Annotated in this window: 16 protein-coding genes, 1 tRNA gene and 1 pseudogene; 2 read left to right on the top strand and 16 right to left on the bottom strand. The window is 43.0% G+C overall.

Going from position 1 to position 16,553, the window contains the following annotated elements; all coding sequences use genetic code 11:
* Positions 1-3 precede the first annotated feature (3 nt).
* The 11 genes and pseudogenes from hydF to pyrF form a co-directional block, all read right to left on the bottom strand.
* Complete coding sequence (gene hydF / locus STSP1_RS01780) at positions 4-1,233, bottom strand: [FeFe] hydrogenase H-cluster maturation GTPase HydF (RefSeq protein ID WP_085754706.1); 1,230 nt, start codon at positions 1,231-1,233, stop codon at positions 4-6.
* Positions 1,234-1,473: 240 nt separating this feature from the next.
* A complete protein-coding gene (locus tag STSP1_RS01775) occupies positions 1,474-2,811 on the bottom strand; it encodes a DUF4380 domain-containing protein (RefSeq protein ID WP_085754705.1) in 1,338 nt (445 codons plus the stop codon).
* 62 nt (positions 2,812-2,873) lie between these two features.
* Positions 2,874-4,019 (bottom strand): cellulase family glycosylhydrolase, encoded by a 1,146-nt coding sequence (locus STSP1_RS01770; RefSeq protein WP_085754704.1) that lies wholly within the window; start codon positions 4,017-4,019, stop codon positions 2,874-2,876.
* A gap of 129 nt (positions 4,020-4,148) precedes the next feature.
* Positions 4,149-5,150 (bottom strand): annotated as a pseudogene (locus STSP1_RS01765) (IS3 family transposase); the annotation flags it as partial.
* A gap of 20 nt (positions 5,151-5,170) precedes the next feature.
* Positions 5,171-5,440 carry a transposase gene (locus STSP1_RS01760; RefSeq protein WP_085754702.1) on the bottom strand — a complete coding sequence of 90 codons (270 nt, stop codon included), beginning with the start codon at positions 5,438-5,440 and terminating at the stop codon, positions 5,171-5,173.
* 332 nt (positions 5,441-5,772) lie between these two features.
* Positions 5,773-7,374 (bottom strand): DUF11 domain-containing protein, encoded by a 1,602-nt coding sequence (locus STSP1_RS01755; RefSeq protein ID WP_085754701.1) that lies wholly within the window; start codon positions 7,372-7,374, stop codon positions 5,773-5,775.
* Between the two features lie 120 nt (positions 7,375-7,494).
* Positions 7,495-7,576 (bottom strand) — tRNA-Leu (locus STSP1_RS01750).
* Between the two features lie 7 nt (positions 7,577-7,583).
* Positions 7,584-7,787 (bottom strand): exodeoxyribonuclease VII small subunit, encoded by a 204-nt coding sequence (xseB, locus tag STSP1_RS01745; RefSeq protein ID WP_085754700.1) that lies wholly within the window; start codon positions 7,785-7,787, stop codon positions 7,584-7,586.
* 68 nt (positions 7,788-7,855) lie between these two features.
* Positions 7,856-8,398, bottom strand: coding sequence for a cob(I)yrinic acid a,c-diamide adenosyltransferase (locus STSP1_RS01740; RefSeq protein ID WP_085754699.1), 543 nt, complete (start codon positions 8,396-8,398; stop codon positions 7,856-7,858).
* Positions 8,391-9,740, bottom strand: coding sequence for a UDP-N-acetylmuramoyl-L-alanine--D-glutamate ligase (gene murD / locus STSP1_RS01735; protein WP_085754698.1), 1,350 nt, complete (start codon positions 9,738-9,740; stop codon positions 8,391-8,393). Before murD ends, STSP1_RS01740 begins: the two co-directional genes overlap by 8 nt.
* Positions 9,741-9,755: 15 nt before the next feature.
* Entirely contained in the window at positions 9,756-10,694 is a 939-nt protein-coding gene (gene pyrF, locus STSP1_RS01730) for an orotidine-5'-phosphate decarboxylase (protein ID WP_085754697.1), read from the bottom strand.
* Positions 10,695-10,897: 203 nt separating this feature from the next.
* Between pyrF and STSP1_RS01725 the strand changes: the two genes are divergently transcribed.
* On the top strand, positions 10,898-11,401 hold the full coding sequence (locus STSP1_RS01725) for an HYExAFE family protein (RefSeq protein ID WP_085754696.1): 504 nt from the start codon (positions 10,898-10,900) through the stop codon (positions 11,399-11,401).
* On the opposite strand, the gene lipA is transcribed toward STSP1_RS01725, so the two are convergent.
* From lipA to amrB, 5 genes are all read right to left on the bottom strand, one after another.
* Positions 11,394-12,257, bottom strand: a complete 864-nt coding sequence (lipA, locus tag STSP1_RS01720; RefSeq protein ID WP_085754695.1) for a lipoyl synthase — start codon at positions 12,255-12,257, stop codon at positions 11,394-11,396. The two genes, STSP1_RS01725 and lipA, sit on opposite strands and share 8 nt — an antisense overlap.
* Positions 12,172-12,867: a lipoyl(octanoyl) transferase LipB gene (gene lipB / locus STSP1_RS01715; protein ID WP_085754694.1), complete on the bottom strand. Its 696-nt coding sequence runs from the start codon at positions 12,865-12,867 to the stop codon at positions 12,172-12,174. The genes lipA and lipB overlap by 86 nt, the downstream gene beginning before the upstream one ends.
* Positions 12,868-12,875: 8 nt before the next feature.
* A complete protein-coding gene (locus STSP1_RS01710; protein ID WP_085756637.1) occupies positions 12,876-13,982 on the bottom strand; it encodes a DegT/DnrJ/EryC1/StrS family aminotransferase in 1,107 nt (368 codons plus the stop codon).
* A 17-nt stretch (positions 13,983-13,999) separates the two neighbouring features.
* Positions 14,000-14,941 (bottom strand): type I phosphomannose isomerase catalytic subunit, encoded by a 942-nt coding sequence (locus STSP1_RS01705; RefSeq protein WP_161491556.1) that lies wholly within the window; start codon positions 14,939-14,941, stop codon positions 14,000-14,002.
* 117 nt (positions 14,942-15,058) lie between these two features.
* Positions 15,059-15,940, bottom strand: a complete 882-nt coding sequence (gene amrB, locus STSP1_RS01700; protein WP_085754692.1) for an AmmeMemoRadiSam system protein B — start codon at positions 15,938-15,940, stop codon at positions 15,059-15,061.
* A 107-nt stretch (positions 15,941-16,047) separates the two neighbouring features.
* On the opposite strand from amrB, the gene purE reads away from it, so the two are divergent.
* Positions 16,048-16,551: a 5-(carboxyamino)imidazole ribonucleotide mutase gene (gene purE, locus STSP1_RS01695; protein ID WP_085754691.1), complete on the top strand. Its 504-nt coding sequence runs from the start codon at positions 16,048-16,050 to the stop codon at positions 16,549-16,551.
* Positions 16,552-16,553 lie beyond the last annotated feature (2 nt).

The following is a 16,553-nucleotide window of genomic DNA, read 5'->3' as shown; positions in this document are numbered from 1 at the left end:
GAATCAAGTTTTGTATTTATTGTAAACCTCCCATGCAGCAGGGAACGGTTTCAAAGACCTTTCAAATATTCCAAGAGTATAGGCGATAGTTAAGCCGTAATTTGTTATTGGCACACCTGCCTCTCTGGCGGTCATTATCCGCGAAAGCATTTCTCTCTTGTTCCACATACATCCCCCGCAATGGATAATGAGCTTGTACTCTTCGAGATTCTCAGGCCAGTCGTGCCCGCGCCAGTGGTCTATTTGCAGCTTTCCGCCCACAAACTGGTGCAGCCAGCGAGGGATTTTTACTGTTCCTATATCGTCAGTAATTGGGTGGTGCGTGCAAGACTCGCAGATCATAATCTTGTCTGTAGGTTCAAGGTTTTCTATAACCATAGCCCCTTTGGTCATTTCTACGAGATCACCCTTAAAGCGGGCAAAAAGAATGCTGAAGCTTGTCATTGGGACATCCAAAGGGGTATCTGCGGCCACCTTGAGAAATGCCTGCGAATCGGTTACAACCAGATCGGGTTTATGCTTTAGCTTATCAAGGGTACTCATAAGCTCCCTGTCTTTGCAGACAAGTGCCGAGGAGTCTCCATCAAGCAGATCCCGTATGCTTTGAACTTGCGGCATTATAAGGCGGCCTTTAGGGGCTTCCTTATCGATCGGCACAACCAAAACAGCTATCCCGCCCGGGCCTACAAGATCGCTCAGTATGGCAGGGCTCTCCAGAAAATCCGGCGGGGCGGTTTTAATGAGCATTTTTCGAAGCTCTGTTATGCCGTCTCCAGTTTCAGCTGAGCAGATAACTATATTGGAAGTCTTTTGCTTTAATGTTTCTAAAGAAGAATCTTTCAGTTTTTTTAAGTCAGTTTTATTTACTGCAAGAATGTAAGGTACGCTTAAGCGGTCAAATTCTTTTATAAGGTCGAGCTCAAATTCGGTTAAATTTCCAGGTTCGATAACAATAACAGCAAGATCAGTGCGTTTTATAACTTGACGCGTTCTCTCTATTCGCATTTCGCCGAGAGCTCCAATATCGTCTATTCCAGCAGTATCGATAAAAAGCACAGGGCCAATAGGCAAAAGCTCCATCGGTTTTTCCACAGGGTCTGTGGTTGTGCCTGCATAGCTCGACACGATTGAGGAGGATTGGCCGGTGAGGGAATTGAGGATTGAGCTCTTGCCGGCGTTTCTTTTGCCGAAGATTCCTATGTGAAGCCGCAGTGATTTTGGTGTTTTCTGCATAAATGTGTCTCCGCAATAATAGTTAACACGTGATTATAATCGCAGGAGGACGCAAGTGCAAAATATTTCAGTTAAGTAATGATAATTTATGTTCTGTTGCATTAGTTGATGAAATAAAACTCCTCAAGACAAAAAATATGTATGTGTATGATCTTATAGTTTGTGTTTCTCGAAAAGGTTTTAACTCAAACTGCTTGTTCAGTTTATCCAGCAGGTTCTATGGTTAAAGATACTGATGATTTAATCTGATAAGATCGACACTCTGTCAAGTTCTCCTAAAGCCTTTTTATTTTTATCACAAACTACAATTGAAACAGCTTTTGCCTGTGAGAGCTCCTTATGTCTGCTGATTTTCAAACTAAGATTAAGACTTTCTAGTGGCGAAACAGAAATTCCCGGAAAACTTTCTTTTACTACCTTTTCTTCTTGATTTAGAAACACTGCTTTTATCGTCCCTTCGTAAAACACTCCGAATTTTCCAGTAATATTCATTTCCTCTTCCTTGTATATCACATCTAATGGCTGGCATATTACCCCGACATTACTGCAGTTAACTATTTCCTTTCTTGCCGGTATTTTGGCACTGTACCAGTCATAATGAAAACTATATTCCTCGCTAGGTTTCAAAGTTGCATAAGGACTTATCAGCTCATTTTCAAAATTATATGGAGTAACCGAAGGGTCGTCATTGGTAATTCGATTGATTTCTCCCCATGCAACAAATTCCCCAAGACCATCCATCCATATCTCAACGGATGAATTATCCGGATAAGTCTTTTCAGGTTTGTAAGTAAACCGTTGGATAAAAACATAGCCATCGGTACCATCGACAGTTGCTGTCCATCCAGCAGCGGAATCAAGGCCTATCTTTCCTACCCTTCGTTGATAGTGAACTTTCATAATCCCTTTATCATAATCAGGCTTATAGGAGATGTTATTTACCAACCCGTACTGTACTCCATATCCCTTTTGAAAGATACTATTCTCATTTATGGGACAATAAGCCCAGTAATTCTTGTTATAGCCTTTGCCATGTCTGTTACCTGCATAGAACTGGGTATGAGCCCAAATCCCCCACCTGCGAGTCTTGGTGTCGATATTTTTCATTGTTGCATCTATGCTAACCCGGGTGGTGCCGTCGAATATTTCTATTGTTCGCGATAATTTTACCCCGCTTCTCAGATCTTCTCTGCTAGTCAGGCGAACCTTTTTGTTATTAATAATTTCAATTTTGTATGGCTGTCCGTCGAGAACAGGATCCGGTGGTCCCGGCCATTGCTTTTCATTGCTCCATCCTTGAGGAGCAAGCCAAAGCTTATCACCGCCATAATTTAACCAAGAATTCTCTGGCCCTAAACCGCTGGCAGGAGGTTTTTTGTCATACAAATCTTTGTTAACATAATAGAAGCCATAATCACCAAGTTTGTACTGCAGGACTCTACCGCCAATTTCAGGAACCAACTTCAAGTCAATCAAATCATTGCTGAGATATTTGCAATTCCAGACTTTTGTATCTGCTTTACAGTAGCCTATGACTAGCAGAAGCCCCAGCAATAAACACCAGCTATTATTATTCATTAGATTCTTTCCGATTGAATTATTCGTTACCTTGAATTTAACTACAAGTTAAATTACCCTGCTTAGCGTTTAATTATTTTTTTAATAAATTCCACTTCTTTTTGTTTATAAGGCGTTCCGTCAGGTCTCAGGATATCGTGGAACCATAGTTCGGGCTCTGAGGTATATTCCTTTGTCCAAGAGTCCCATGGATAATTTGTCTGGCTTCTTCCAGCCACAAAACCCCAATTTATAGCTGCAACTCTGTGTTTTTTGAATATAGGCAGAATATCTTCAAATGTGTTCCCTGTCCCCCTTGACATATATTCACCGCAGATAATCGGGCGGTTATATTCCTTAAGCATATTTACCCATTTACTTGTTATTTCAGGGTTATGATAAACATGAAACTGCACAAGATCCGATTTTTCCAAAGCAAATTTATTAAGAGCAGAAATATCATCGCCTTTTTTCCAATTACCTTCCCATACACTGGCTGTAAGAGGTTGTTCAGGATTTAATTCTCTTACCCACTTAAATGATTTTTTCATAAGCTGCAAAGCCAGCTCTTTTTTGTTATCAGGTTCAAGATGCCCGTAAGCAGTTTGATTAGTATTACCGGGTTCATTGAAAATATCCCATATCAGCACTCTGGGGTCGTTTTTATATTGCTTTACAATCCCTTGGGCATAAGCTTTAAGCTTATCCCAGCTTTCAGTGTTCTTGAGGGTTTCTATATGTGGGCACTGCACCCATGTAGAATTGTGCACGTGCGGCTTAGGTTCTGGTTGTTTGCCAAGAGACGAATAAGGGTTCCAGCAACTGTCAAACAATACCGGCATAACCTTAATATCGAATTTGTCAGCAATTTCAATAAATTTGTCGATACGTTTTATAAAGCCCTTGGAATCTTGTTCCCATAACATATTGTGCAGAAAAACACGGACGATATTAAATCCAATCTCTGAAGCCCATTCTAACTCTTGTTCAATAGTATCAGGTTCAAAAGTATCAGCCTGCCACATCTCAAGTTGATTGGATGCGGTAGAAGGTAGATAATTACATCCAACTAACCAAGGTTGATTATTGTACCACTGCCAAGCCTTCTTTTCAGACCATTGTTTTGGGTCTCTATTCTGTGACTTATGTTCAGAATTGTTATAATCATTTCCTAAACAAGATATAGCAACAGAAACGACCAACAGTAAGCAAAATCTACGAAATTTCATTTCCACATTCCTTTACATATGATGAGTATATTTTATTAATTTAAATTATCAATATGACTGTACCCCATTGTTAGGTCCATTTTTATGGTTATGATTTCCGATTATTATTGTAGCTTTTTCATTCTTGCGTCAAATATTCTTTTCGTTTACGATTGTTTCACCAGCCAAAGGATAAGGCTCTGCGGGGACGCAACCTGAGCGTTGGCTGGTCATCGGAGCAGAAGCCTGGCAGCACAAGTCAGCTGTCCGGCTTTTCTCTTTTACAGTCTGCTTTGATGCATCAAGCGATAAATCCCGGGGGCTTGGGGGCAGAGCCCCCATGTGATAACCCGGATGATCCGTCAGCCATTGCTGCTTGAACTCAAGCGGTGGAACATAGTCCAAAGAGCCATGCAATCTCTCTTGATTATAATAACGCCGGTAGTTTTCAATTGTAACCCGCGCCTCGCTCAGGCCGTAAAACAGTTCCATATTCAAACACTCATCACGCAGCCTGGAGTTGAAGCTTTCGCCGACACCATTTTGCCAGGGCTTGCCCGCCTCGATATAAGCAGTACTAACATTCTGTTGCTTAAGCCAGTTTTGAATCGCTTCGGCGATAAACTCCGGGCCGTTATCGCTGCGTAGATAAACCGGTCTGCCGTGTATAAAAAACAAAAACTCCAGCACGTCAATCACCTTCTTTGCAGATATCGAATGATCGACATACGTCTCAAAGCTTTCCTTTGTGAATTCATCAACAATGTTAAGAATACGCAGCTTTTGCCCGTTTAAGCACGAATCTTCCATAAAGTCATAAGCCCATACATGATTCGGATAGAACGGTTTGATCGGCCTGTCAAGCCCTTTACCCCTTCTTCGCATTCTGCGTTTGACAGGGACGGTAAGTCCGTTTTCACGCCAGAGCCGTTCGACTTTTTTGTGGTTTATTACAATATCTTTTCTGCGAAGCTTTTCACAGGCTTTCCGGTTGCCTTCACGTGGATGCTTCTTTGAAATCTTTTTGAGCTCTTCAATCATTCCTGAATCGTCCTTTTCAATTGGTTTATAAGCGAAACTGGATCTGCTGATACTGACCAATGTACAACTGCGTCTTTGAGACACGTCTTTCCTTTGCAGTATGCCGGCGGCTTTGCGACGCTGGCCGGTTTCTAAAAATTTCCCTTGATAACCTCCCGCATAGCGTCGATTTCCAGGTCGCGTTCGGCGACAAGTCGCTTGAGCCGGGAATTTTGCTTTTCCAACTCACGCAAACGGCGAACATCCGGCACTTCCATTTGGCCGAATTTCTTCTTCCAGCGATACCATGTATTCTCACATATACCGTGGGTTTTACAAACCTGAGCAACAGTTTGATTGGTTGTCTCAGCCTGGCGAAGCATCCTGACAATCTGCTCTTCACTAAAACGTTTCTTTTTCATTAGATTTCTCCTGTAATAAAAGACTAATTTACAAGGAAATCATAACATAGTCAATGGAACTAATTCAGGGGGATGGGCCAAATATAATCCATAGTTATCACAAAAACTTGTTTATCCGCCCTTGTCATTAGTGTTTTTTACTTAGCATACAGAAGATTTTCCAAGCTTTCTTATTGATGTGTTTTGTTACAATAATTTTGCATTTTTCTTATAAAAAAAATAAACTGCCGCAGTCTCTAGACCGCAGCAGTTTAAAATTAAAGCCTTTTATAAATTTCGTAAATCTAAGTAAAACAATAATTTACGATCATTTTAAGCTTCCGGCTTTTTGTTTATTCATACTGGTGTGTTGATTCAGTTTCGATAACTTCACGATCGAGCTGATCACTGACCATACTTACGCTAAATCTTACATCCCCAGCACTCTCAGCCTTAACAATTACTTTCCACTGAGCTTTATCTTTCGGAGCCAGCTTGCCAAGCGGCTTGAATTCAATTGTGCTGCCGGAAACTCTTGCCTCGGTTGCACCTTCAGTTCTTACGAAGCTCTGCGTATCTTCAAGTTCGCAAGTTATCTCAATATTTGTACCAACTGCAGTACCCTGATTTGTTGCAGTGATTACATAGGTTTCCTGACCGCCAACCTCGATTGGATCTGTTACATCAATAACTTCAAGAAGTATCGCTGGTATTCCGAGAACCTTAGTTGTGCAGTTAGCAGAATTCATAGATGCGCAGTAAGATTTTGCCATAACTTTATTTGTGTAATCGCCTATCTTAGAGGGCTTAACCTTAACCATTGCATTAATTTTCTTCCCGGCATCAAGCTGAGCAATATTCCAAACAACTTGGCCATCTTGGAATGTACCTCCGTTTGATGCGCTGAGGAATTCAGTTCCCTGCGGCACTAAATCAGTTACAACAAGGTTTTTAGCTGCTCCATCACCTGTGTTTTCGATAGTAAAGTGATAATCAATGTTCCGGCCGAGAAATATCTTTTCAGCGCATTCACTTGAAACCTTGATCTCAGGCTTTACTAATACAATCTTATCTTCATCTGAAGCTTCAAGATCAGAAGCTGAATTTGCCATTGGTGTTAGATTATAGGTGTCTGCTTTGCTTGCAGATAGAGCTGCATTAAAAGTCTTAGACTCCCCTGCAGCAAGATCACCGGCATCAAATCTAACCTGTTTTCCGCCCTCTTTCAGCTGCATTCCGGCAGGAAGATTTTCTCTGATTACAACATCTTTTGCAACACCTGAGCCAGGGTTGGTTACCGTGTATTCAGCCACTATCTCATCACAGAGAATAGCCTTAGCCGGGAGCTGCTGTTCAAGAATCAGCTCAGGATTCACAACTTTTGTATAACTGCATGAAGGAATCAGATACGAGTAAGTTGTGCAATTCTGAATTGCAGCCATATCCGCTGCTTTACCCGTTATTTCTATTTGATTTGATGAATCCGGTGCCATCTGGCCAACCATAAATTTATACTTGCCGTCTTCCATCTGGGCTTTTGGTTTTGAGGAAATGAACTCAAAACTTTTAGAAGGCTGCTCGTAAACAGTAACTTCAGAAAGGGTTTGGGCAGATTTATTAATCACATCTAAAGTGTAGCTGAATTTCTCTCCAAGAACTACCTCTTCCGGCATATTTTTGTTAACCTGAATCAATCTGCTTAATTTAACCGCACTTTCCTTCATCGAATCAGAATCGTAAGCGGCCTTTTCTACCGTTGGCTTGGGCTTCTTTTTCTCCTTAACAGGCTCTTCGCTGACAACTTTGCAGTCTTCATCCCAGAAAGCTTTTCCTTCACTTCCCGGCTCCACCTGTTTGCCCTGCATTCCGTAGTAGCTCTCGCAACTGTAGCAGCCTGCGAAAAGCAAAAGCATAGAAATGATTACAATGATTGATGATACTGTTCTTACACTCATTTTGCACCCCACACAAACAAAAGATATTTAAATTATATAATTTAATTTAGCATATCTTATTTTAAAGTCAAGCAAAAAAGACCAAACTCTAATAAAAGACTTGAATGTGGTAAAATATAATGCGAGCGAGAGGAGTCGAACCTCCACATCCGAAGATACCAGAACCTAAATCTGGCGCGTCTGCCAATTCCGCCACGCTCGCTTAATGTTTAGTCGGTGAGTTTTTCCACCTTATCCTCGCATTTCTGGAGTATTTCTCTGCAATGCTTAATAAGGTTCATACCGGCCTCATACTGGCTCAGGCTTTCTTCCAGGCCCACTTTGCCGGTTTCTATATCTGATACTATTTCCCTGAGCTTTTCGATAGAATCTTCAAAGCTAAGTTCGTTTATTTTTTCCTGATCGATTGCCAAATTTTATCTCTCAAACTTTTAAGGTATCACCCAGATTCAAAACGATGTAGGATTTTACAAATTCGATTTCAGTATTCAATACCTTTTCTTGCTCTGAACCCTTCAGCAAAAGGGTGCTTCACAGATTTAATATCAGATACAAGATCGGCGAGTTTTATAATTTCCTCTTTCGCTCCCCTGCCTGTAAGCACAATCTCCACTTTACCGGCTTTATGTTCTATCAGCTTTTGAATTTGGTTAACAGAGGCAAGACCGATGTTTATGCAGTAAATTATTTCATCAAGCACCACAACATTATACACCCCCTCAGAAGTAAGGGTGTTTATATGTTCAAGGCTCTTCTCTATCAGCTCTGCGGCCTTTTTTCTCTCATCGGAATCATCAGGCGAATTCCACATATTCCAGTCTATATCAATAGTTTTGAAATCTATCGGGAGTTTGCTTTGTTCAATGGCATTTCTCTCGCTGAGCTGTAGATTTTCCGGCTTTAGGTATTGTGCGAAAAGAACCCTATTACCATCTCCTGCAGCACGCAGCGAAAGGCCGAGCGCTGCGGTAGTTTTGCCCTTGCCTTCACCTGTGTATATTTGGACTAAACCATTTTCAATCATCGTTTGTTATCCTTTCAGCAAATTGAGTGAACATCTCTCCCCGCTGCTTAAAACTCTCAAACATATCATAGCTCGCACAGGCTGGCGAAAGGAGGATATTATCTCCAGCCTCAGCTTCCTCCCACGCCTTCAGGCAGGCGTTCTCAAGGCTTTCTGCCAGATGAACTCTGCACCGATTCTTCGGATTTTTCTCTATAAGTTCTTTGATTTTCCCAGCGGTGTCTCCAATCAGTACCGCACATTTAGCCCGCTGAGAAACAACCTTTGCCATTTCATAAAATGGAATTTTCTTGTCATATCCGCCGGCTATCAGGATAACAGGGTTTTCGAATGCCTCTGTGCCTGCGATTGTACTCTCAGGTGTTGTGGAAATGGAATCATTGTACCATCTCACACCGTTCTTTTCGGTTATGAGCTCAAGCCTGTGAGGAAGGGCCTTAAAGCTGGGCAAAGAATTTGAAATCGAAACCTTATCAACCCCAAGTTCTTCCGCTGCCGCAATGGCTGCTGCGAGGTTCGATTTATTAGCCTCACCAGGAAGGTTGAATTTTGCAGTAATTTCAGGGGGTATTGATTTGGAGCTGCATAGCAGAGTTTTTCTCGTTTTGCTCAACTCATCAAACCACCCTGCCGAAACCACATCATCGCTGTTCAGGATTGAAACTCCGCCTTCTGGCTGATTGAAGAAAAGCTTCTTTTTTGCGTTGCAGTAATTCTCGAAAGTTCCGTGCCTGTCGAGATGGTTAGGCGTGAGGTTTGTAATCACCGCTGCCCAGGGGCCGAGTCCGAATTTATCGAGCTGTTCGGACTGAAAGCTGGAGATTTCCAATACAACCTTATCTTTCTCTCTGATCTGTGGTAAAGTTTCCAGAAGCGGAAGATTTCCTATATTACCGCTTAAAAAAACATCCCCATCTATACATTTTTGTTTTGATGCATAAGAGAGTATGTGGTAAATAAGCGAGGTCGTAGTGCTCTTGCCGTTTGACCCTGTAACTGCGATTATTTCCCCTTTGCACTCCTGAAAAAATAAAGCTATTGAAGAGGTAACCAAAGCGCCGCAGATTTCAGCTTTCTTTATAAATTTATTGTCCTCGGGTATTGCAGGATTAACTATAAGCACATCGCATTGGGCAAAATCAGATTCCCTGTGTTCACCGAGCACGAGGTTAATTCCTTTACCTTCCAGAACGTCTGCCTGAGGCAGAGCCTCTCTGCTTGATAAGTCTGTAACAGTTACTTTTCGGGCAAATTTTGAGGCATAAAGCGCTGCATCCGCCCCGCCGCCAAATTTACCCAGACCCATTACTAAAACGGATTTATCCCTTAGAATTTTTGCCATCAGACCGCTAAGAATTCAAAACTGCATTGCCTGATTCAGTGAGTCGTTGGCGTCTATGACAGCCTGCTCTATGCAGCTTTCCCAGTCGTTTCCGAATTGTTCTTTGTATTCCGGCTTCTCATAGGCATAGATAATACCTCGAGATGAATTGATCAGGGCGCCTGTTTTATCAGGTTTGCAGAATCTGATGCAGTCTGTGGGGTCTCCGCCTTGACTTCCAAAGCCCGGAACAAGGAACCATACATCCGGATATTTCATCCTAAGACTGCTTGTATGCTCGGGAGTTGTTCCGCCGATAACCATTCCTACATTGCTGTAGCCGGACTCACCGATTCTTTTGGGCTGTTCTGCTATTTCCGCAGTTATCTCTGCGAGTATCTGATAGAACGGCACACCTTCTTCAGTTAAGGCATCCTGAAGCCTCGCTGCGGAAGGATTGCTTGCACGAACCCATACAAATATGCCGCTGCCTGAATCGTTTGCAGCATCTGCAAATGGGATTATTCCATCAGCTCCGGCAAAGCCGTTTATTGTTACAGCATTCGGCGAAACCACATTAAGGCTCTTGAATTTGGGTTCCTTGATATGGGCGTCAGCATAAGCAGTGCAGGTATGGCCGATATCCCCTCTTTTTACGTCCCCGATCACCTGGACTCCGAGCGATTCAGCCTCTGTGATAAGGCTGTAGTATGCTTCGATTCCGTCCCAGTAGTATTTCTCAAAATATGCTGAATTCAGTTTTACTGCAGGCACATGCTCGGAAATCACTTTCAAGGTGCGGGTGCAGAATTCGAGAGTTGCATCAATAACCGAATCGATATTGTTAGCAGAATTGCCGTAACGTTTTCTTATATCTTCTGGCAGACGCCCGTACACAGGATCCAAGCCAACGCAAAGAATACTGTCTTTGTCTAAAACTGCATTGTATAAGGCGTCTCCGAAATGTTTAGCCATTTTTTTATCCTTTTAAAAAGAAATTATTTTTCGTGTATCAGCAAAACCGCTAACGCTTATTGAATCTGTGGCGGCTGCCGAATACTTGAAATATAATCATTTGGCTATATATTACAAGTTGTAACTGGAAACAGAATGTTAAAAAGGGCTTTATATTTCAAAGTTTGCTGGTTTTTTCAGAACCAGCAGCGGTATGCAAAGGGATGGAAGATCGCTATAAAAATATTTACGAATCAGTTTTCAGCTATTGGCTGAAGGAAAAAGGACTTTGTTTTGAATATATCCCTCAGGCAGGCAAGACGAGCTTAAAGAGGTTTGATTTTCTCGTATCATTTCCTGATTTTTCTGCTGCTGTGGAACTCAAAGGCAGAACAGTTAGAACACGGACAAATATAACTTGCAGTTCATTTCAAAACTGGATCACATCCGGAGACAGCGACTTTATCTCTAAGGCAAAGAACGAAGGCTTTTTGCCTTTGTTTGTTTTCGCATACAGGCTTGATAACCCATACTGCATGTGTGAATACGATATTGATTATACGCTCGGGGAGGACAGGTTTATATTCAGAGCTGTTGAGGCCGAGAGATACTTGAAAAATGCAAAGCTTCGAAGCCCGAAGTGGCATACAATCTGTCTGAGTTCCAAAATATTTGAGAAATTGAGCGTGCCCGCTGCCTCCCTTCTAAAAAGAAAAATATTTACATAGACTCTGCCATATACGAGCTTCTCGTGAAAGGTGAGGCCTGCACAGCTTCAAAGCCCATATCGAGCGAAAGATTACGCAAATATGAGAATTTTTCAGGAGTTATGAATTCCTGCACCTCAAGTGAGGATTTTGACGGTTTAAGGTATTGCCCCATTGCCACACGCTGCACTCCGCAGCTTCTTAAATCGCGGAGAAGCTTTTCTACCTGCAAATATGTTTCTCCAAGGCCGAGCATTAATGAAGATTTCAGCGGGACTTCGGGAAATTTCTCGGAAAATTTATTCAGGAGCTCTAAAGACCTCTTATAGCTGCCCTGCGGCCTTGCTTTTGGAAAAAGCTCTTCAACTGTTTCGATATTGTGCGAATAAACAAAAGGCAGGGCCTCGGCAAGAAAATCAAGAGCCTTGTCTGAACAGCCGACAAAATCCGGCGTGAGGAGTTCAAAGGAGGTATTTGGGTTATTTTTTCGAATCTCCAGCACGGTATCTCTGTAATGTGCTGCTCCCCCGCATGGGAGGTCATCCCTCGTAACGCTAGTGATAACCAGATAGATGATTTCGAGCTCGCTTGTTAGCTTTGAGAGCTTCTTTGGTTCCTGAGGATCTGGATGTGCTGGAGAGCCTGAAGGAACAGAGCAGAACTTGCAGTTTCTTGTGCATATATTCCCGAGAATCAAAACGCTTGCTGTTCCTCTCGACCAGCATTCGCCTTTATTAGGACAGTTCGCCTCCACGCAGATTGTGTTTATACCAAGCGAATCGATAATTCTTTCAGTTCTGCAATAATTGCCCGAGGCAGATATCTTTGTCTTCAGCCAGCTCGGAAAGCGTTTTTTGTATGTATTTGTATTCTTCATTGAAAGTTTCGCCAAGAATTTCGGCTGCTCTTTTCTTTACTTGATTCAAATCGATTGAACTTCCGGTCTCTTTTTCAAGGCTGGTAACCTCAACGCCTTCAAGACCGCAGGGAACTATATTGGAGAATATATCCAGATCGTTACTCAGATTCAAGGCGATGCCGTGATAGCTTATGCCGGAATTTATCCTCACTCCGATTGAGGAAATCTTTTTGCCCCCCTTCCAGAGCCCGGGATATCCTGCCCTGTTTGAAGTTTCGAGGCCGAAAGAATAAAAAAAACGCCGACCGAAATCCTCAAGAGCTGAGATGTAATCTCTAATGCCGAAATGATATCTGCTCAGCTCAATTATCGGATAAACCACAAGCTGCCCAGGATTATGGCAGGTAGCCCCGCCGCCTCTGTTTGCAGGGAATACCTCAATGCCGCTTCTTTTTAGAAGCTCTTCATCTTTCAGCAGAACGTTCTTATCTTTGCGGATGCCCGTGGTGATTACTGGATTATGCTCTGTCAGAAGGATTATTCCGCTCCTGCCTTTATCAGCAAGCCTTTTCTGAAAGCTAAATACATCAGCGAAATTGGTTTTGCCTATATCTGCAATTTCAAGCATTTAACCTTTCAACAGCCGTAGAATTTGCGAATTTTTTCCACAACGTATTCAAGCTGCTGCCTCTCAAGCTCAGGGCTTACCGGAATCGAAAGAACCTGCCTGCATACTTTTTCAGTTATTGGAAGAGACTCTCTGCTGCAATTCAAGTATTCAAAGCATTTCTGCTTATGCAGAGGTGCCGGATAATAAACAGCGCAGCCTATGCCGCTGTTCTGGAGAAATTCCTTTAGCTGGTCTCTGTCTTCGGCCTTGATTGTGTATTGATTGTAAACGCTGACATTACCGCTTTCGATGAACGGCAGTTTAATCTGCTCCACATCTTTCAAAAGCTCATCATACAATCGGGCATTAGCCTGTCTCTTTTTCTGCCAGTCTTTAAGATGCCTGAGCTTTACGTTCAGCACAGCTCCCTGAATTCCGTCCATGCGGAAATTCCCGCCAATACGCTCGTATTCATATTGCTTGTTCTGTCCGTGGTTTCTTATCATCCTGCAGATGCTGTCATTCTCACTGCTGCAAGTTGTTATCATTCCGGCATCGCCGAAAGCGCCGAGATTTTTAGTGGGGTAGAAAGAGAAGCATCCGTAATCGCCCACTGTTCCGCTGGAGTATCCGTCTTGAGAAGCGCCAATGCTCTGAGCTGCGTCCTCTATAACCGTTAAACCGTGCCTTGAGGCTATGTCCATTATCGGCATCATATCAGCCATCTGTCCGAAAAGATGAACGGGAATAATCGCTTTTGTCTTAGAGGTAACTTTTTCATCAATCTTAACGGGATCTATATTGAAAGTTCTTTTGTTAATATCTGCAAAAATCGGCACAGCCCCAAGCCTTGCAACGGTTCCAGTGGTTGCAGCGAAGGTAAATGAGGGCAGGATAACTTCATCCCCCCTGCCAATGCCGGCTGCCATAAGAGAGACAAGAATCGCGTCGGTTCCGCTGGAAACTGCGACGGCAAAATCAGCGTTGCAAAATTGTGCAGCGTTCTTCTCGAACTGCTTAACAGCCGGGCCGAGGCAGCAGGCCTGCTCCTGGCAGACCTTTTCTATGGCAGGCATCACTTCATCCTTTATTCCTGCAAACTGCTTTTTCAGGTCTAGCATAGGTACGTTCATAAATATCCTTTTATCTTTCAAACCCTTGAAATGAGCATATCAGTTTTTTCAGCCGCTTTGATTTCGCCCTCAAAGCAATACGGGAGGATTATGCACTCACCCGGGCCGTACTTCACTTCCCCTTGAAAATTGCCTTTGATTGAGCCTTCGCCCTCAGCGGCAAATACTGCCGCCAAATCACCTTTGTCCCACTTTAACCCCTCTCCAGCGGCCAAGGACTTCTTATCAACATTGAATTCATCTGCATCAACAAGCCTTCCTTCTGTTGTGGGTTCATTGGCTGGATCGGGCATATTTTTTATGCAGTCCAGAGCCTCTTTAATATGCAGCTGACGGGGGCTTCCGTCCTGACCCATTCTCCCCCAGTCGTAAACTCTGTATGTAGTATCCGAAGGCTGCTGAATCTCAGCTATGAGAATCCCGCTGCCAATGGCATGAAACGTGCCCGACGGAATAAAATGGCATTCCCCAGGCTTTACGTGAACTTTCTGTAATAGTCTCTCGCAATCGCTGTTTTCAATTCCTTGCCTGAGCTGATCTGGGGTTACACCTTCTTTCAGACCTTTATAAATAAATGAATCAGGCTTGGCTTCAAGTATATACCAGCATTCAGTTTTCGGGTTTCCTTTGCCGGTTTCTTCGCAGGTCTTTTGGTCTGGATGAACCTGAAGGCTTAGCCTGTCTCCAGCATCAATAATCTTAATCATCAATGGGAATGAACCGAGTGCAAATTTCCCTCCAAAAAGCTCTGAAGGGTATTTTTCTACTATTTCATTTATTCTTAGGCCTTTAAGCTCTCCATTGACGATTCTGCTTCTTGCCCCGGGTATATCCGAGAGAAGCCAGCTTTCCCCGATTTTCCTATTGTCCGAAGGGTTATTCAGGAATTTTCTGCATATCGAATTACCGCCCCAGACTTTTTCAACTAATATTGGTTCAAATTTTATCGGATAAATCATAATTATTCCCATCTAAAAATGTTTCTGAAATTGTTTGACTATGATAAAAATATTCTCACCAAAAGCAAAAATAAAGATGGGAACAATCTCTATAAATATGCATATAATTTATGCCGGTTAGAAGATGATGCCCGCATACCCAACAGTAGAATCACTGCTGCAAAGGTAGTTAGAGCTGATTACCTCGAAGCTGTGAGTATGTTTCAGAAGTTTTCCTTCTTTGCTGCCCACCTGCCTTGCATACTCCACTGCAGCGGCCACAGCTCCAGGCCCGCAGGAGCTCCTCTCGTATATACCTTTAGATAATACAGATTTTGCGTTCATAGACACGGCTGCTTCAATGAAGGCCTTATCGTTTACTTCTTTCGCCCATTTGCAGCCGGCCTCTCCTTCGCCTGCCGGAGAGAAATCAAATCTCCTGCCGTAATGAGTGAGATCAGAGGAGGCGATGCAGAAAACATTTTTATCCTCTATTTTTTTTACCGCCTCAGCAGCATCCTTACCTGCCTGAACTGCGTCTTCTGAAGGCGGTACAAGAACAGGGCATATTTCTGCATCAGGGTAAAGGTGCTTAATGAACGGGCAGACTACCTCAAGGCTGTGTTCGCCTTTATGGCAGCGGCTGTCCTTTTCAAATACAGAACTGCTTTTAACAAGCAAATCAGCAAGCTGCTGATTTACATCAACTATCCCTATTGGCGTTTGCCAAGCCGCTCCGTCAAAAACTGCCGGCTTGAGCACCCCCCTTAGATGAACCGCCCCAAAAAGCAGAAAAACATCAATACTTATTTTGCTCTGTTTAAGGGCATTGAAAACCGCTGCTGTTACATCTCCGCAAAACTCCCATCCTGCGTGGGGTACTACCGCTGCCTTAGGCTCGAAATTTTCCAATGTCTGAGCTTGAGTGTCCTGCTCAAGCAGAGAGTTTATAACTCTCTGACAGTCGCTCTTTAGGGAAGGGTAAAAGCTTCCGGCACATATCATCTCTCTGTCAACCATTCTCTCTCCTTCTTGAAAATTTAAAATTTATTCCTAAAATCATTATACAATCAAAAAGACGTTTTACAAAAATTAAAGTACTTTTTAATGGGAAGGGTAAGACCGCAATGGAAGAAAAAGTCAGTAAAGTGGCGGTTATTATGGGTTCAGACAGCGATCTTTCTACTATGCAGAGATGCATTGACACTCTCAAGGATTTCGGCATAGAGCCAACTGTGAGGGTTATTTCTGCACACAGAACCCCTCTTGAAGCTGCTGATTTTGCCGATAAGGCAAAGGAAAAAGGCTATAAAGTTATAATTGCTGCGGCAGGTATGGCGGCTCATCTTGCAGGTTCTGTTGCGGGGAGGACAGAGCTTCCGGTAATTGGCGTTCCAATGCAGGCCTCAGAAGGGCCTAACGGACTGGACGCCCTTCTCAGCACTGTACAAATGCCTCCAGGGGTGCCTGTGGCATCAATGGCAATTGGCAAAGCCGGCGCAAAAAATGCCGCTATTTTTGCAGCACAGATAATCAGCCTTTTTGATGAAGAAGTAGATAAAAAACTTAAACAGTTCAGAACTCGCCAAACCGAAGCTGTGATTGCTAAAGACGCATCACTTAACAGTTAGTC

The sequence above is a fragment of the Sedimentisphaera salicampi genome, from assembly GCF_002117005.1.
In the GTDB taxonomy this organism is placed as follows: Bacteria; Planctomycetota; Phycisphaerae; order Sedimentisphaerales; family Sedimentisphaeraceae; genus Sedimentisphaera; species Sedimentisphaera salicampi.
The sequence above is the reverse complement of the archived record's forward strand: the minus strand, read 5'-3'. Positions and strand labels throughout refer to the sequence as shown.

Excerpts from the sequence above, each read along its gene's own strand:
- STSP1_RS01740 (WP_085754699.1), bottom strand. The coding sequence starts at position 8,398 with ATGATTGAAAATGGTTTAGTCCAAATATACACAGGTGAAGGCAAGGGC.
- pyrF (WP_085754697.1), bottom strand. The coding sequence starts at position 10,694 with ATGGCTAAACATTTCGGAGACGCCTTATACAATGCAGTTTTAGACAAA.
- STSP1_RS01770 (WP_085754704.1), bottom strand. The coding sequence starts at position 4,019 with ATGAAATTTCGTAGATTTTGCTTACTGTTGGTCGTTTCTGTTGCTATA.
- STSP1_RS01710 (WP_085756637.1), bottom strand. The coding sequence starts at position 13,982 with ATGAACGTACCTATGCTAGACCTGAAAAAGCAGTTTGCAGGAATAAAG.
- STSP1_RS01755 (WP_085754701.1), bottom strand. The coding sequence starts at position 7,374 with ATGAGTGTAAGAACAGTATCATCAATCATTGTAATCATTTCTATGCTT.
- STSP1_RS01760 (WP_085754702.1), bottom strand. The coding sequence starts at position 5,440 with ATGAAAAAGAAACGTTTTAGTGAAGAGCAGATTGTCAGGATGCTTCGC.
- STSP1_RS01725 (WP_085754696.1), top strand. The coding sequence starts at position 10,898 with ATGGAAGATCGCTATAAAAATATTTACGAATCAGTTTTCAGCTATTGG.
- STSP1_RS01775 (WP_085754705.1), bottom strand. The coding sequence starts at position 2,811 with ATGAATAATAATAGCTGGTGTTTATTGCTGGGGCTTCTGCTAGTCATA.
- lipA (WP_085754695.1), bottom strand. The coding sequence starts at position 12,257 with ATGAAGAATACAAATACATACAAAAAACGCTTTCCGAGCTGGCTGAAG.
- lipB (WP_085754694.1), bottom strand. The coding sequence starts at position 12,867 with ATGCTTGAAATTGCAGATATAGGCAAAACCAATTTCGCTGATGTATTT.
- amrB (WP_085754692.1), bottom strand. The coding sequence starts at position 15,940 with ATGGTTGACAGAGAGATGATATGTGCCGGAAGCTTTTACCCTTCCCTA.
- STSP1_RS01705 (WP_161491556.1), bottom strand. The coding sequence starts at position 14,941 with ATGATTTATCCGATAAAATTTGAACCAATATTAGTTGAAAAAGTCTGG.
- hydF (WP_085754706.1), bottom strand. The coding sequence starts at position 1,233 with ATGCAGAAAACACCAAAATCACTGCGGCTTCACATAGGAATCTTCGGC.
- murD (WP_085754698.1), bottom strand. The coding sequence starts at position 9,740 with ATGGCAAAAATTCTAAGGGATAAATCCGTTTTAGTAATGGGTCTGGGT.
- purE (WP_085754691.1), top strand. The coding sequence starts at position 16,048 with ATGGAAGAAAAAGTCAGTAAAGTGGCGGTTATTATGGGTTCAGACAGC.